The organism is Daejeonella sp. (assembly GCF_030695525.1).
GTDB lineage: Bacteria > Bacteroidota > Bacteroidia > Sphingobacteriales > Sphingobacteriaceae > Daejeonella.
The window spans coordinates 1-17591 of sequence record NZ_JAUYSS010000053.1 but is presented as its reverse complement, the minus strand read 5'-3'; the positions used below and the strand labels follow the sequence as shown (position 1 = coordinate 17591).

Annotated in this window: 9 protein-coding genes; 2 read left to right on the top strand and 7 right to left on the bottom strand. The window is 38.5% G+C overall.

Annotation, left to right across the window (positions count from 1 at the left end; translation table 11 throughout):
- Positions 1 to 9 precede the first annotated feature (9 nt).
- The 6 genes from Q8S11_RS12320 to Q8S11_RS12295 all read right to left on the bottom strand — a co-directional run bounded on the left by Q8S11_RS12320 (position 10) and on the right by Q8S11_RS12295 (position 9832).
- On the bottom strand, positions 10 to 1290 hold the full coding sequence (locus Q8S11_RS12320; RefSeq protein WP_305662409.1) for an amidohydrolase/deacetylase family metallohydrolase: 1281 nt from the start codon (positions 1288 to 1290) through the stop codon (positions 10 to 12).
- Positions 1291 to 1363: 73 nt separating this feature from the next.
- Positions 1364 to 2620 carry a dipeptidase gene (locus Q8S11_RS12315; RefSeq protein ID WP_305662408.1) on the bottom strand — a complete coding sequence of 419 codons (1257 nt, stop codon included), beginning with the start codon at positions 2618 to 2620 and terminating at the stop codon, positions 1364 to 1366.
- Positions 2621 to 2917: 297 nt separating this feature from the next.
- Positions 2918 to 4342, bottom strand: coding sequence for a RagB/SusD family nutrient uptake outer membrane protein (locus Q8S11_RS12310; protein ID WP_305662407.1), 1425 nt, complete (start codon positions 4340 to 4342; stop codon positions 2918 to 2920).
- Between the two features lie 59 nt (positions 4343 to 4401).
- Entirely contained in the window at positions 4402 to 7746 is a 3345-nt protein-coding gene (locus Q8S11_RS12305) for a TonB-dependent receptor (RefSeq protein WP_305662406.1), read from the bottom strand.
- A 190-nt stretch (positions 7747 to 7936) separates the two neighbouring features.
- Positions 7937 to 9157 (bottom strand): FecR family protein, encoded by a 1221-nt coding sequence (locus tag Q8S11_RS12300; protein WP_305662405.1) that lies wholly within the window; start codon positions 9155 to 9157, stop codon positions 7937 to 7939.
- A 108-nt stretch (positions 9158 to 9265) separates the two neighbouring features.
- A complete protein-coding gene (locus tag Q8S11_RS12295; RefSeq protein ID WP_305662404.1) occupies positions 9266 to 9832 on the bottom strand; it encodes an RNA polymerase sigma-70 factor in 567 nt (188 codons plus the stop codon).
- Between the two features lie 429 nt (positions 9833 to 10261).
- Here Q8S11_RS12295 and Q8S11_RS12290 point away from each other — a divergent pair, with 429 nt between their 5' ends.
- On the top strand, positions 10262 to 11518 hold the full coding sequence (locus Q8S11_RS12290; protein ID WP_305662403.1) for an ROK family protein: 1257 nt from the start codon (positions 10262 to 10264) through the stop codon (positions 11516 to 11518).
- 63 nt (positions 11519 to 11581) lie between these two features.
- Here Q8S11_RS12290 and Q8S11_RS12285 read toward each other — a convergent pair whose 3' ends face one another.
- Positions 11582 to 12571 (bottom strand): aspartate-semialdehyde dehydrogenase, encoded by a 990-nt coding sequence (locus tag Q8S11_RS12285; protein ID WP_305662402.1) that lies wholly within the window; start codon positions 12569 to 12571, stop codon positions 11582 to 11584.
- A gap of 226 nt (positions 12572 to 12797) precedes the next feature.
- On the opposite strand from Q8S11_RS12285, the gene Q8S11_RS12280 reads away from it, so the two are divergent.
- The coding region (locus Q8S11_RS12280) for a lamin tail domain-containing protein (RefSeq protein WP_305662401.1) at positions 12798 to 17591 on the top strand (4794 nt) is incomplete at its 3' end.

The window sequence follows — 17591 nt, the reverse complement described above, 5'->3', positions numbered from 1 at the left end:
GCATGTTTATTATTGAACCGAATCCCATTGCTGGCCGCTGATACCATTCAGATCCCAAACAATTCTGCCTGATCTTAAAGTTAATTCAGCTTCAAATTTTTTATTGCCATTCATAGTTAAACCTCTTGCATCCATGAAGCCAAATTTCCCTTCCCTGACATTGAAAACTGCAAGATCAGCTTCAGCACCCACACTCAAATGTCCCAGCTCGGTTCTTTGTATTACTTTTGCAGGATTCCAGGTAGATCGAAGAATAATATCTTCAATGGATAAACCAAGAGCCAGAAATTTAGACATGACATTGGCCATATCCTTCATACCGGCATTTCTGCTCGCACGGTACAGATCAGTACTGATCGTATTTGGAAGAAATCCTTGCTTGATAGAAGCATTTGCTACATGCCATCTGAAAGCACCTCCACCATGTCCCACGTCAAAGATTCTTCCGCTTTTCTGTGCCTCAAGAACAAAGGGCTTTAGTTTATTATTTTCATCCACTACTGATTCCCTGCCTGGCAAAGAATAAGCATATGTATGCGTGAATATATCCCCTGGTCGCAAATGTTTCATAAATAATTCCTCGATTGATAAACGAGGGGTACTTCCTCCAAAATCCACAATTACAGGCTTTTTAGTAATATTACCTGCAGCTACTGCACGATCCACAGGTGTAAAATCATGACCGCGATAATGATGTGCCTTTATTCCTACAATATGATCCGGATATTCATTCATTATAAAGGCAGTTGCTACAGGATTCATATCGGTAACATCCTGGGCATGAACTGTTCCAAGCATTCCATATCCCGCTATACTAATGAATGCAAGGACTCTGGTTTGAGAATTATCAATGGTTTGCTTTTTAAATGTGTGGAAATTCCTCCAGCCAGAGGACCCCGCATCCACTACTGTAGTTACCCCTGCGCGGAAAGTAAAATCATCAGGCACAACACTCCCAAAACCGTTGGTAATTTCGAACCCTGAAAATCCGGGATCTTGTGTACCTGCAAAAACATGAGTGTGTATATCTATTATTCCCGGTGTAACATAGAGACCACTTACATCAACAGTCTTTTTTGAGGAGCTTGCAGGAATATTGGTTGAAACACGAAACACCTTACCATCCTTAATTCCTATATCCATTTTTGAATTAATACTGTTTTTTGGATCTATAACATGACCGCCTTTCAGTAATAAATCAATTTCCTGCGCATTCAATGAACTCAATGGCAAGCTCATACTTGCTAATAAAATCAATAACAGTACTCTTTGAACTTTTTTTATCATCATAATAAAATTTAAACATTAACTCATTTTCAGGATCATTGTGCTAATTGATAACAATCAAGACATAATTACTCCATTATTTTTTTTCAGTGACTTCCCTTATCACTCTCAACCAGTTCAGTCCGAGAATTTTACGAATTCGTTCCTCGGAATACCCAAGCTTCTGCATTGCATAAGTCATTTGAGGATAATCACTTACATCCTTTATTTCTCTGGGAAGCGGTGGGCCCCCATCAAAATCAGAACCCAGTGCAATATGATCTTCTCCAACAAGACGTACGCCATAATCAATAACTTTTGCAAGCTGATCTGTTCCCATCCAGTATTCATCGGGAATTACTCCTTTATGAACGAAGGGGAGTCCTTTGGATAGGGATTGATCCACCTCTTCTATAGACAAAGCTTTTCTTTCTATTGGATCAGCTATTGTACCGGATCCAGCCTGTCGTTTTGATTCCACCCATTGGGCATATTTTGGATTATTGAAACTGCTACCGAATTGTATTCCAATTACCCCACCCTTTGCTGCTAATGCTTTTGCGCATTCATCGGTAATACACCGTAAACTGTTTACAATACCACGGAAACCTCCGTGGCTATAAATCACAGGTTGGCTGCTCGCTTCAACTGTCTGAAGGATTGCATCATCTGATGCATGGGCAACATTAATAAGCATCCCTAACTTGTTCATCTCAGTAACAACAGTGCGCCCATGGGCATTTATCCCACCCCAGCGCTTCTCTCCATAACAGGAATCAATGAACGCATTTGTTTCATTATGAGCAGTGAGCTGAACGGACCTAAGCCCTAAACGATAAAGTGCCCTTAATATATTCAGATCACCATCCAGGTCAAAACCTCCTTCAAGATCCAGAAAAGCTGCCATCTTTCCCTTGCGGTTTATTCTGACAATATCTGAAGCAGTATGTGCAAGTTCAATAAGGTGATTGTTCTTCTCTATCTGTGCAAGAGCCAGTTCTACTACACGGAATGTATTTTTTAATTCATGACGGTCGGGATAATAAGGCTCAGGAGTATAACAGGAGAAAAACATTGCATCCAATCCCCCCTCAATAGCTCTGGGAAGATCAACATGACCATCCGGATAACGATCTCCGATATCAAGTCCCTGTAATAACTGCCTGGTCATCATATGAATATGACCATCCATAACAAAGGCGTTTTTATGGAGGTCAGATAGAAAAGATTTGCATGAAGCAGAATTCAACAAAGGCGCGTATTCATCAATAATTGAATTTCCAAATAGGTTAAAAGTAGAAAATTCAGCTATCGGCAGAATCGTTAAGCACTTGATGATATCCCTGCGTTTCATATATCTTGTTCCAAATTAATTACCTTCTGTTTAAAAAGCGAGCTTCTACCTAAGCAACAACCCTTCAAATATGCTCTGGATACGATTAAATGAGTTTGTTTATTTTCCATTTTCAATATAGAAAAAAACAATTAAGTTCGGTAATTATATGAATCATGAAAAAAAGCTTCATGATCCGGCCGAGTTCCATTTTAGAAACCAGCTTATATATTCTTAAAATAAAGGATACTGTGAATCAGATTCACAGTATCCCTATTTATCCTTTTAATACTTAAAATATCGCATTAAAAGGTATGACTACCAGCTTGGATTTTGTGTCAGTTTAGGATTGATATCCAATTCAAGCTGAGGGATAGGGAATAAAGCATGTTTTGCTGTATATCCTATTGGTCCTAACTCCTGCACCGCCAAACCCCATCTTCTCAAATCATTAAACCGGATAAATTCAAACATCAATTCAACTTGTCTTTCCTTATTGATGGCATTGAACATGGTCGCTTTTGTTCCTGTATTTGCAGCAGTTAATGCCGGCATATTAACCGATGGTCTGGCACGAACCTGATTTACGGCAGCTCTTGCCTCAGTAAGCTTATTCAGCTCATTGGCAGCTTCTGCATACATCAGCAACACATCTGCATAACGAATGATCGGGTAATTTATGCCACTGGCATTCACGTACATGATTGGCCACATACCTTTTTTTACTGCATATCCAGTTGCTGACCAAACGGCACTAAATGTAGAAAGCGCTGCACTTATGTTCGGTGCGAATGTATCACCTGGTTTGAAGATTGACATACCACGACGGGGATCTGCAGGATCAAATGCATCAAATGCGCGTTTAGTAGCCAAACCTGAACCGGTAGCTCCATTCACCGCAGGAAGATAACTTCCGTTTCGGCCATTGGTACCACTACCACCAATATCGGCAAACTGAACCTCAAAAATCGATTCTTTATTGTTCTCAAAACTGCGGTGCCATACTTCCTGGAAATTATCCATCAAACCATATCTTCCCGAATTAATTACCAATAAGAAGTATTTCTCAGCATTGGCATAATCTTTATTATAAAGATAAACTTTACCAAGCAAGGCCTGAGCCGCCCCCTTTGTTACTCTTCCCAGATTATTCCCACTGTGAGAAACCGGCAGACCTGCTTCTGCTGCCAATAAATCGGCAATTATAACCTTATATACATCGGCAGCCGGAGTTCTTGCTACCAGAGCTGCATCTGTATTTGGCAAGGGCTCTGTAATTAACGGAACAGCACCGAATAAATTAACGAGATCAAAATAAAATAGTGCTCTTAGAAATTTAGCTTCTCCTACATACTGATTCTTTAATGCATCTGCCATATTAATCGCGGGAATATTCGCAATGGCAAGATTTGACCGGTATACTCCTTCATACAAACCTCTCCAGGTATCATGAATCTGATTCAGTGCCGGAAAGTAGGTGAAATTATTGTACTCCAAAGGAACTGTATTGGAAAGTAAAACCTCACCGGATGGCACATCATAAATACGCTGAAGATTGATACTCCAGGCACTTTGAAGGGAAACATATATTGCATTTACTCCTAATTGAGCTCGTTCAGCGGAGTCATAAAAACCGGCTTCAGTCAATGCATCCGGTGGTGACTTTTCTAAAAACTCCTTTTTACAACCTGCAAACAACAACAGCATTAACATGGTTGATATACCTAATTTTAGATTTTTCATTTTCTTGAATTTTTAATTTCTTAATGACTTGTTTAAAAAGTAATTCTGCTGTCTAAAACTTAGAAAGTTAAATTAACTCCAAATGAATAAACGCTAGGGATAGGAGTTGAACCTGTGTCTACTCCGAAAGCTAGTGGACTCATTGAGTCATCATTGAAACCTACACCTCCCAAAGTATCCGCATTGTAGTTAGGATATTTGGTAATTGTAAATAAGTTTTGCCCGTTAAAATAAATTCTGGCATTTCTGGCACCAACTCTCTTGATAACACTTTGTGGAAGTGTATAACCAATCTGGAAATTCTGCATTCTTAAGAAATCTGCATTTAATACATAGTCTGACTGACTACGATTATTCTGATTGGTATCACCACGCACTGCACGTGGAAGAGTGTTAGAGGTACCTGGTCCTGTCCAGCGATTTAAAACAGTGGTTTTATTATTCCACTCACCCTGCATTGTTTCAAGATAAACACCCTGAGAATCATACAATTGCTTACCACTGGTTCCATAAAAACTCATGTTGACATCGAAACCCTTCCAACTCGCATCAGCAGAAAATCCATAATCAAAATCAGGCCAAGGATCACCAATATTGGTTCTGTCGTTGGCATCAACCTTACCATCACCATTAATATCCCTGAACCTTCTGTCACCCGGCTTGGCACCAACCTGTGTTGCATGTGCATCAATTTCTGCCTGAGTTTGGAAGATTCCATCATTAATGTGGCCATAGAAGTGAGACATTGGCATTCCCGGCATAGTGCGGGTAAATGTACCGGAGTAGTACACATTTTCAACAAGGTTGATGATACTTGTACCGGCACCCAGTGAAATCACTTTATTTCGCACATTAGATAAGTTTCCTGAAACGCCGTACTTAAATTCACCACTGCCTCCCCTGTAACCTAACAAGAATTCCAAACCCTTATTCTGCAATTGAGCAGCATTTTGGAAAGGTCCGGAATCACGGCCAAATCCGGTAACTGTTGAAATTGGTGTACGTACCAAAATTCCATCTGTATCTTTGATCCAGTAATCGGCAGTAAAATAAATTTTATTCTGAAGAAAGCTTAAATCTACCCCAACATTGCTTTGAGTAGTTGTTTCCCAACGAAGATTTGGATTACCTAAGTTGTTAACCACTGCTGCAGGAGCAAGCTGGTCTGCACCAAAGAAATATCTCGAATTAGTAGAAACCACTGTTTGATTACTGTAGTTACCAATATCCTGATTACCCAACTTCCCCCAACTTGCTCTGACTTTTAAACCACTAATCAATTTGGAATCCTTCAGGAAATTCTCCTGGTCCACATTCCATCCTACAGCTAGAGACGGGAAATTTCCATATCGATTGGCATCACCAAATCGTGATGAACCATCGCGACGGATGGTCGCAGTAATCAAATATCTGTCGAACATGGTAATATTTGCTCTACCCAGGAAAGATCTTATAGCCCACTCCTGTTCATTTCCACCCACTGTAAATACACCAGTACCTGCACTCAATACCTGAATGTCATTACTTGGGAAATCCCTTCTGGTACCATTAATGCCATTTCCGAAAAAATTCTGCTGAGTGAAACCACCCAATAAATTAACCCTGTAATTTTCTTTTATTACCTTGTTATATGTCAGGGTATTTTCAACCAGGTACTCATATGATTCATTCAAACTTGTGTTCAAAGATCTGACGTTACTTCCCCTGTTATTCATTTGAAACTGAGGCACATAATTTTTGAATCTTCGCATACCCATGTTCAAACCTCCATTTAACTTATACTCCAGATCAGGAAGAATTTTAAATGAGGCATAGGCACTACCAATTATTTTATTATTAAAGGTATAGGCCCGGTTCATGTCACGACGACCAAGGATATTGTCCCTGTTATTCACACCAGTGGTAGCCGGTGAAGGCCCCGCATAACCACTATTATTATTCGGATCATACACTGGCATAGTTGGGGCAGCACCCATCATATAAGCTAAATCAAGGTTGTTTCCAAAATTCAAATTCAGACCTTCATCCTTACTCGCAATCAATGATTGTCCGATTGTTAACTTCCCAATCTTGAACTCAGTTTTTACCCTTGAATAATATCTTTTGTAGGTACGAAATGCCAATACACTTTCCTGGTCAAATACACCCCCGGAAATAGAATAACTAGCATCCTTAGTGCCCCCGGAAACTGTCAGTGAGTGATCCTGAATTGGAGCAGGATTAATGGATACATCCTGCCAGTCAGTATTTGTCTGCAAATTCACCGGATCGTTCATCGCAGGCTGTAAAGGAAAGAAGTTACCATTTACGTGCGCCTCATTAATTACATCCGCCATTTGCTGAGAATTCAACAAGGGTATGAATTTATTGAAAGATTGAATACCGTAATAAGAATTAAAGCTGATTGATGGAGCACGTTCCCCACCACTTTTGGTAGTTAATAAAATCACACCATTTGCAGATCTGGCACCATAAATTGCTGCTGCAGATCCATCCTTTAATACAGTGGTGGATTCAATATCATTTGGATTAATACTGTTAATATCAGCTGCCTCCATAGGCATACCATCTACAACATAAAGCGGGCCTGAGCCTCCAAAAGTATTCAAGCCTCTGATACGAACGTTTACATTCTCACCAGGATCGCCTGAAGTACTTGTAAAAGAAACTCCTGCAACCTTACCCTGCAGGGCCTGATTAATATTAGAGAATGCCTGATCCTTAATATCCTTTGCAGTAACAGAAACGACAGAACCAGTCAAATCACTCTTCTTCTGAGTACCATAACCAACTACCACCACTTCCTGAAGGGCTTCAGTGCTTTGCACCAGAGTTACATCAAGGCTTGTACGACCTGATATAGAGACCTCTCTTGTAGTATAACCTATATAAGTAAATACTAAAACACTTGAACCATCGGGAACATTAATGGTATAACGGCCATTGACATCAGTACTTACACCAACATTAGTGCCTTTCACTGTTACACTTACACCTATCAGAGTTTCTCCGCTTGCGTCGGTAACCTGACCTCTGATTTCTGTGGGAGGTGCCTTTTCTGACAGTTTTTTGATATCAATTAGTGCAGCAGGAAATAAAGCGGATGACTTTTGCTGAACGATAATCGTATTATTACTGATTGTATAAGTGAGGGACTGGTTTGAAAAAGATTTTTCAAGAACCTCCTTTAAGGATGCATTATTTACATTAATACTAACCGGTTTGGCTTCGTTAATCAATGGGGTAATATACACGAGATCGTAACCCGTTTGGGTTCCAATCTCCTTTAAGACCGTCTCAAGCTTGGCGTTCTTAAATTTTAAGCTCACCGTTTGAGAAAATGATGCAGCACTGCTTATTTGAAGTAGGGCTGTGATCAATAAAACAAAAGTTAGTTTTATCATCAACAAGAGTTTTATTATGTAATCAGAAGGCCTACATATGTTTAATGAATAGGATTTCATATCTTTGCGCGTTTGGGTTTAGTTAATACTTGTTCACAACAATTAAATTGGTAACCCGAATATGGTCAGGGGCGTTGCAACCGCTCCTGGCTTTTTTTGTAGGATTACCGTTAGCATTTCAGGGTCTATTTCATCGCATAACAGTAATCCTCCTTCCTTCAACTTTAAAATGAACAGCATTTGTTAACTGAAGTACATTTAGCACTTCATTAATATCTTTTGATCTCGAAATGTTACCTCCAAAACCAACATCAGGTATATCACCGGCATAACTCACTTCAACATCATACCACCTTGACACCTTTCTCATGATACTTTGGATATCCTCATCTTTAAATAAAAAATATCCGTTTTTCCAGGCCGTCACTTCTTCTGTATCAGCCTCAATCAATTTGGAAGATTTCATATTAGGCTGAAATTGCTGCCCGGGGCTTAATAATACAACTCTATCCTTATAAATAATTTTAACTGAGCCTTCAATTAACGTTGTTTTGAAGCTTTCCTCATCCGAATAAGAGTTAATATTAAACTGAGTACCTAAAACTTCTACAATCTGATCCTTAGTAATTACCTTAAAAGGTTTATTTGGATTTTTTGCCACATCAAAATAGGCTTCTCCATTTAGTTCAACTTCCCTTGTATTTCCGGAAAACAAAGCAGGAAAACGCAAAGTTGAAGCTGAGTTCAACCAAACTTTACTTCCATCAGGTAAATTGATCTGATACTTTCCTCCAAATGGAGTTTCTATTTTATTGTAAATCAACTCTTTTGGTATTGTTTCGGACACGGAACTTACATTCTTAGCAAATGAATAAAGCAACTCCCCATCAGCAGTTTTTTGAATACTTACACCGGCCTGGTTCGCTAGTAATCCCTTCTTTGCATCTTCTAAAATAATTTCAGAACCATCAGAAAGTGTCAATACTGCCTTGTCGCCACCGGGTTTGATTATAGCCTTTTCTATTATGGTTTTGGAATCTGAAAATGCTACCTGACTTTCAATTGTTCTATTGGTATAAAAGTATAGGCCAATAGAAAGTATTGCAAGTAAACTTGCTGCCACACCTACCTGATACCACGCCCTGAAAACAAACACCCCGGTTCTTTCAGTACCTGATTCTTGTCTGAATTTATTGGTGACGACAATATTTTTAAACATGGTATCTCTTTCCTCATCGGTCAAAGAAGCACATTTAGTCATTTTGGCAAGTTCCTGATCAATTGCAAAATTGATGCTCTCAGTATCATGTCCTGATTTTAAATAATCAAATAATTGCTCGAATTCTTCTCTGCTGATTTTTCCTTCTGCAAATAGACTTAAAAGATCATCTAATTTATTTTGATTCATCATTGATTATTTAAAACACATAGGAAGATTTATTGTAATACACCTCAACAACAAAACAGGACTAGTCTGCTGAATTATTTATTGAAAAAAAATATCAAATGGATATTCTAGCTAATAGAGAATAGAAAATGCTTTTTGCAATTGGGTCCTGAGAGTCTTAAGAGCCGAAACCAGGTGATTTTTTACAGTATTTCTGGAGATATTGAGTTCTTCAGCTATTTCATCATAACTAAGTTCCTGTTGCCTGCTCATTCTGTATACCAACTGCTGCTGCTTCGGTAGATTTGCTAAAACTTGTTCTGTAAATCTCTCAAGGTCCTCCAGAAAAACAAGTTCTTCAGTTTCATTACTAATGGTTTGAAGATTTAACCACATTTTTTCCATTGCACTTTGCGAATTGGCAATCTGACGAAGTACATTTAAAGTTAACCTGCGGGTGATGGTATACAAATATGGGGCAATTGGATATTGGGTATCCAGCTTCTCACGGTTAATCCATAGATTCATAAAAACTTCCTGAACTACCTCCTGGCAAGGTTCCTTTTCTTTCAGGAATTTCAAACTAAAATAATAGAGTTTACTGGAATAGGAGTCAAAAACTATACGAAATGCAAGCTCATCACCCTCTTTGAGGCGGGTTATAAGTTCAAAATCGCAAATTGCTTCCCTTTTCTGCATAAGTACAGTTCACTTCCTAAATATAAAGTAAATATTGTTAAATAAAATTAAATTACCTAATGAATTTAAAGGCCCTAAGATACTGAAAATATTATATATTGTTTATAACTAACTAATTTACAGTAATTTAAAAAAATAAAGCAATTGACTGACCTTTGAATAAAAAAAAACAAAAGATAGCCTGGATTTCTACTATTTTTAAAAAATAATCGCAATTTTCACGCTATTTAATACAAAAAAAAGCATATTTACCCCCAAACTTAATAATTACGGCTTGCAAATCAGTAATGTAACATCTATATGAGCTATTAAATTATAAAACGTGATTTTGAAAATATTTGTCGCTGGAAACTAAACTTACCTGTTGAACTGGTTCTTTATGAATTTACAACTATTAATAGTAATTATGTTTAATCAATCAATTTCTGAATGAAAGCTATACTCCTTGAGAAGTGTTATTTAGACTCACTAACCAATATTGAAAGAAAGAAATATTTACAAAAAGTTAAACTAGTCAAATTACTGCATGCAGAGGGTTCAAAATCAAATGCGGATATCTGCAGGGTTTTGAATATAAGTTCGCCAACATCAATAATTCTGCTTAATGAACTTCTGACCGATGGTATTATAGAAAAAAAAGGGAAAGGGAAATCAATTGGAGGAAGAAAACCCGAACTATATTCACTTCACAATAATTCATTCTACGTTCTATGCATAGAAATGGACCGGTTTAAGACCGAGATGGCAATTTTGGACAACAATAACAATAATATAACAGGATTAAAAAGTTTTCCTCTCAAATTAACAAAAGACAAAAGTGCGATCAAACTACTCCATGAATTTGCAGAACAATTAATAGCATCTTCCGGAATAGATACAGATAAACTGGTAGGTATAGGACTTGGTATGCCGGGACTGGTAGACTCCAATGCAGGCAAGAATTATACTTACCTGGTTAGCAGTTCAGGTGATTCCAAAACCTTAAGGGATATTCTGGAAGAAAAATTCAAAAAACCTGTGTATGTTCAGAATGACGTAAAGACCAATGCATTGGCTGAATGCAGGTTCGGACTTGCCCGGAACAAAAAGAATGCATTAGTATTGTTGATGGATTGGGGAATTGGACTCGGAATCATTATGGATGGTCAACTGCAAAGTGGAATGTCGGGTTTTGCAGGTGAAATTGGTCATATTCCTTTTGTAAAAGATGGTGAACTTTGCCATTGTGGCAAAAGAGGTTGCCTCGAAACAGTAGCCTCGGGAATTGCACTGGCAAGAATGGCTAAAGAAGGTATAAAGTCAGGCCAGACCTCTCTTTTGAATGCACTATCGGAGGAGGAAATCGACCAGATTGAACCTCAGATTGTGATTGATGCCGCTAACAAAGGCGACCAGTATGCAATTAACATCTTATCTCAAGTAGGTGAGAATTTAGGTAAGGCTGTCGCAACCCTTATTCAGTTGTTTAACCCTGAACTAATTATACTTGGGGGTAAAATAGCTGGGGCAAAACAGTACATAACAATTCCGATGAGGCATGCAATCAATACCTATTGCATGACCAGAATCAGGGAACAGACAAAAATTGTCCTCTCAGGGCTTGGACAAAGTGCGGGCATTCTGGGTTCAGCAAGTATAGTTATTGAAAATACTTTTGAAAGGCAAATAGAACTGGCAAGTCAATAAATCGGCCATATGAGCCAAAAAAAGCCCGGCTTTTGCCAGGCTCTTCATTTATTCTGATCAGGATCAGATCAATTTTTTCTCTAACAGGTATTCAGCAATCTGCACTGCATTTGTAGCTGCACCTTTCCGTAAATTATCTGCTACTATCCAAAGGTTCAGGGTTTTATCCTGAGATTCATCCCTGCGAATTCTGCCAACAAAAACTTCATCCTTTTCATGAGCATCCATTGGCATTGGATATTTCAGGTTAGCAGGATCATCCACAACGATTATCCCCTCCTCTTTTTCTAGAATTGAACGAATCTCCTTAAGATCAAATTCATTTTCGAATTCAATATTTACTGATTCTGAATGCCCTCCCATAACCGGTATGCGAACTGTTGTTGCGGTTACACGAATTGAATCATCACTCATTATTTTTTTTGTTTCGAGAATCATCTTCATCTCTTCCTTTGTATACCCATTCTCCTGAAAAACATCGATCTGAGGTATTACATTAAGATCAATGGGATATGCATAAGCCATCGGCCCCTCAATTCCTTTACGCTCATTCATCATTTGATCAACCGCTTTTACCCCTGTACCCGTAACAGACTGATAAGTTGAGACCACAACCCGCTTGATTTTATATTTATCATGCAATGGTTTTAATACTACTACCATCTGTATGGTAGAACAGTTAGGGTTGGCAATAATTTTGTCCTGAGCACTTAATTCATCTGCATTTACTTCGGGTACAATAAGCTTTTTTGAAGGATCCATACGCCATGCTGAAGAATTATCAATTACTGTAGTTCCAGCTTCTGCAAAACGGGGCGCATTTTCAAGAGAGGTACCCCCACCGGCAGAAAACAAAGCCACATCAGGTTTCATGGCTATGGCATCATCCATGGTCACAACAGTATACTTCTTTCCCTTAAATTCGATCTGTTTACCTGCGCTCTTTGCTGAAGCTACTGGGATCAACTCACTAACCGGGAAATTGCGCTCTGCTAAAACCTTTAACATCACCGAACCAACAAGGCCGGTAGCGCCTACTACTGCGACTTTCATTTTTAAATTTTTTTAGTTGTTAAATAATAATTAAGCAAATATGGGAAATTGTTTGGGTTTTCACCCTGTTCCTTTCTTTAGGGGGTAATTTTCATGTCAATTGTTACTACTATTCCGATCAGACCTATTAAAATACCGATAATACTAGTCAGCTATACCGGATACTAATTTTATTATTCAGGAATTTCAACAGGACTTAACTTAATGCTGCTTATACCTGTCAGAAATGAAAAATGCGCTGATTATCTTTCTTGTTTTTTGCAGCATTCCGGGATTTAGCCAGGTAATAGATGATTTTTCTGATGGGAATTTCAGTATAAACCCTGAATGGAATGGTAGCAATACGGGTGGAGATTTTAAAATCATAAACAATCGTCTGAGGTCAGAATCCAATAAAGCATCCGGAAATTTTTATTTGAGTACTGCAAATACTCTTGCTTTAAACTGCTACTGGGAGTTCTGGATTAATCTGCAATTCAGTACCTCGGGCTTAAACTATGCCGATGTATATCTGATCTCTGATAAAGCTGATCTACAGAACTCCATGATCAATGGCTATTTTGTAAGGATTGGCAATACTGAAGACGAAATCAGTTTATACAAACGCTCAGGTTCTATGGCTAGCAGTATCCGTATTATCGATGGCATAAATGGCTCAGTTGGCTCAAGTAATAATACAGTCAAAATTCGTGTAAGCCGGGACCACCTCGGCCATTTTACCCTTGAACGGGAAGTTATTGGCATAAACTCAAAAGTTGTGAACGAAGGCACATTCCTTGACAAAAGCCACATCAATACCACTTCTTTTGGGATTTATATACAGCAATCAACTGCATCATTTTTTCAGAAACATTTCTTTGATGATTTCAGGATTGGATCACTGACTACTGATAGCATCGCCCCCATATTAAATATGGTCACCGTTATAGACTCCAATACTTTGGAAGTCCAGTTCAACGAAGCCATGGACAGCCTTAGCGTCAAAAACATAATGAATTATAATATCCAAAATTTTCCAGGAAACGTAATTGAAATAAATTCAGAAGGAGATCCACAGAAATTCAGGATTAGGCTCTCAGAACCCTTGAATACAGGGAATTATTCCCTGATTGTAGTAAATGTAATGGACAGGAATGGCAATAAGATAAAATCAAACAATAGCTTTTCATTTAACTATATAAAACCATATTATGGGAATTTTATGGACATTATAATTAATGAAATATTTCCCGATCCTACACCACAACTAGGGCTCCCCTCGGCTGAATATGTAGAATTGATTAATATCAGTGAAAAAACTATTTCTGTAAATAACTGGAAATTTCTTGATCCCTCAAGTAGCACAACATTAGGGAATGTCAGCTTAAGCCCCGGGGACATTTTAATACTGTGCGCAAAAACAGATACAACTGAATTTCAACAATTTGGAAACGTAATGGGAATTTCACCCTGGCCAAGCTTAAACAATACCAGTGATATCATTAAATTAAAAAATGCACAAAACAAACTAATCGATTCCCTTAGCTATTCAGATCAATGGTATCGCAGCACTGAAAAAAAGCAGGGTGGATGGAGTCTGGAACGAATTGACCCGAAATCTGTTTGTGAAGGAGCATTCAACTGGGCCGCTTCAATAGATTCCACAGGAGGGACACCGGGGAAAATGAACTCTGTTTATGTAATTAATTATGACCTTTTGCCATTGAGATCAGATAGTATCCACAGACTTTCTGATACTACTCTTATCGTTTACTTCAGCAAGCACCTCGATAAATCAACAATCCTTGAAGAAAACTTTTCTATGCTTCCTGATGCAGGAAAAATCAAAAGTATAATCGCCGACCCAGACTTCAAACAAGTACGGATTACTTTTACCGAAAAATTTCTGGCAGAAAAAATTTATAAATTAAGTATTTCAGGAGTAAAAGACTGCAGCGGAAATCCTATTCAGAATACCTCATCTCAATGGAGCTTTACCATTCCAGCAATTGCTCCACAGCCTGCAGAAAAACCAGACACAGCATTGATTTACATAACTGAAATCTTCGCCGATCCTTCTCCAGAGGTTGGATTACCCCTGGTTGAATTTGTTGAGATTTATAATCACGGCAAGGATACCATTAATCTTGAACGATGGACTTTCAGTGATACCCAGACCAAAAGCATTCTCAAAAAAAATCTGATTGCACCGGGCGAATTTCTGATTCTATGCCCGGCAGCAGATACAGTACAGTACAAAGCTTTTGGAAAAACTTCAGGACTCTCACCCTGGCCAGTCCTTGGAAACAGTTCCGACCGACTGGTTTTAAAAAGTCATAAAAATCGAACTGTTGATTCCATTGCCTATTCGGACACATGGTACAATGATTCCAAAAAGAAGCAGGGAGGCTGGAGTCTGGAGCGAATTGATGCTTTTTCGAAGTGTTTGGGTATTCTAAACTGGACTGCTTCTATTGATTCATTGGGAGGAACACCCGGAAGGCAAAATTCAGTGAATATCATGAATTATGACCTGATTGCCTTTAAAGCAGATAGCCTGAGCATTAAATCTGACACAACTTTACAAGTCTTTTTCAATAAATTTTCCGATATCAACTCCATCCGCATTGAGAACTTTGTGCTTTCTCCTGCGGCCGGTCAGGTCAAATTAATTACTGAAGATTCAAAAAACCGGCAGCTAAAAATTACATTCAGTGAAAAATTTATTTCAGGAACAAGTTATAAGCTGAGTATTTCAGGGCTGAAAGACTGCAGCGGAAATTCCATTCAGAATACCTCATCTCACTTCAGCTTTACAATCCCTGCAATTGTCCCGCCTCCTGCAGAAAAACGGGATACGGCTTTGATTTTCATGACTGAGATCTTCGCCGATCCATCTCCTGAAGTTGGATTACCCCTGGTTGAATTTGTTGAGATTTATAATCCCGGCAAGGATACCATTAATCTTGAACGATGGACTTTCAGTGATACCCAAACCAAAAGCAGCTTTAAAAAAATTCTGATTGCACCGGGCGAATTTCTGATTCTATGCCCGGCAGCAGATACAGTACAGTACAAAGCTTTTGGAAAAACTGCAGGACTCTCACCCTGGCCAGTCCTTGGAAACAGTTCCGACCGACTGGTTTTAAAAAGTCATAAAAATCGAACTGTTGATTCCATTGCCTATTCAGACACATGGTACAAAGATCAGGTAAAAAAATCCGGTGGCTGGTCGCTGGAAAAAATTGACCTTAATTCCAGTTCATGCTCCGGCTTTTACAACTGGGCAGCATCAACAAATCATTCAGGAGGTACACCCGGCCGAAAAAATAGCCGGGAAGTCTTAATAAATAGTGCTAATGAACTAAAAATGAAGTCTGTAGTTATCATGTCAGATAGTACACTTAATATTTTGTTTAACCAGATTCCCGATACAAGTTTCCTTAAGGCCTCAAATTTTAATATTCCGGGGGAAATAGGAAGAGCAAAAGGTTTAGCTATCCAAGCCGATTTTATGGGAATAAAATTAATCTTCAGTAAAAAATTCATTGAGGGTACCGAGTACTTCCTAATTGCTGATTCGCTCTATACCTGTTCGGGAAAATTAGGTTCAGCCACTGATCACAAAATTTCTTTCGGTATACCAACTATACCAGAAATAGTTTACCCTGTGATAATAAATGAAATCTTTGCCGACCCAAGTCCCACACAGGGTTTACCCGAAGCAGAATTCGTTGAACTTTTTAATCCAACATCAAGTTCTGTGAGCCTCAATGGCCTAAACTTTGGTGACCAAAGCAGAAATTACACATTTACTAATGGTGAAATTGCAGCGAAATCCTATCTCATAATATGTGCAGTAAAGGATACCTCATTATTCAGCTCCTATGGAAAAGTTATGGGTTTACCTCTTTGGCCTGATCTGAATAATGAAAGCGATGTATTAATATTAAAAAATAATAAGGGTAAAGAAATAAATAAACTCAGGTATGACTCCAAATGGTACCGGGATTCTGAAAAAAGAAAAGGCGGGTATTCTCTGGAATTAATTGATCCTGAATCAATCTGCCTCAGTTTTCAGAACTGGACAGCCAGCAGGGATAGTTCGGGTGGCACTCCCGGCAGAATGAATTCAGTTTACCAGATTGATTACCAGCCCGATACTTTGAAGCTAATTGCCATAGAAATAATTGATAGTTTGAAAATTGCCCTGACGTTTAACAAAACAGCTGATAGTGTTAAAGCAAGCCTGAATAGTAATTATTTTCTGAACAATGGAGTAGGAAACCCAATAAATTCCCAAATAAGCGGGCCTGATTTTACCCGGGTTATTTTATCTTTCAGAGAGCCCCTAAGTAAAGGATTCACCTATCGGCTCACAGCAAATAATATCAGGGATTGCAGAAATACATTGCTATCGGCAGAGTTCAATTCCCTGGAATTTACTATTAGCCGGGATATTGGCAAGAATGATATTCTGATTACAGAGATACTTTTTAACCCAAGAGCCGGAGGCTCTGATTTTGTAGAGATCTTTAACAATAGAGATTATACACTTGATTTGAAAGATCTTTCGATTGCCAGAATCATCAAAGACAGCATCAATTCAATCCAGAAACTGAGCAAAAAGCAAAATTTAATTGAACCCGGGACTTACCTCGCCCTTACACCAGACCCAGGGAATATTAAAAAAGAATATTTTATAAAAGATACTAACTCCTTCATCAAAATCAATCCCTTCCCGGCATTTAACGATGATTCCGGTACAGCTGTCTTAATCAGCAAAGGACAAATAATTGATCAGCTAAGCTATTCTGAAAAAATGCATTTCTCTTTACTTAAAACTAAAGAAGGTGTAAGCCTTGAACGCAGCAAACTGAACAGGCCTAACAGTGATCCGGGAAATCTAAGATCTGCAACATCAGCATCCGGTTTTGCAAGTCCGGGCTATAAGAATTCCCAGCATTCGGAGATTGCTGAATTTCAAGAGAATTTCACACTTGCTTCAAAAACATTTTCTCCGGATAACGATGGATTTGAA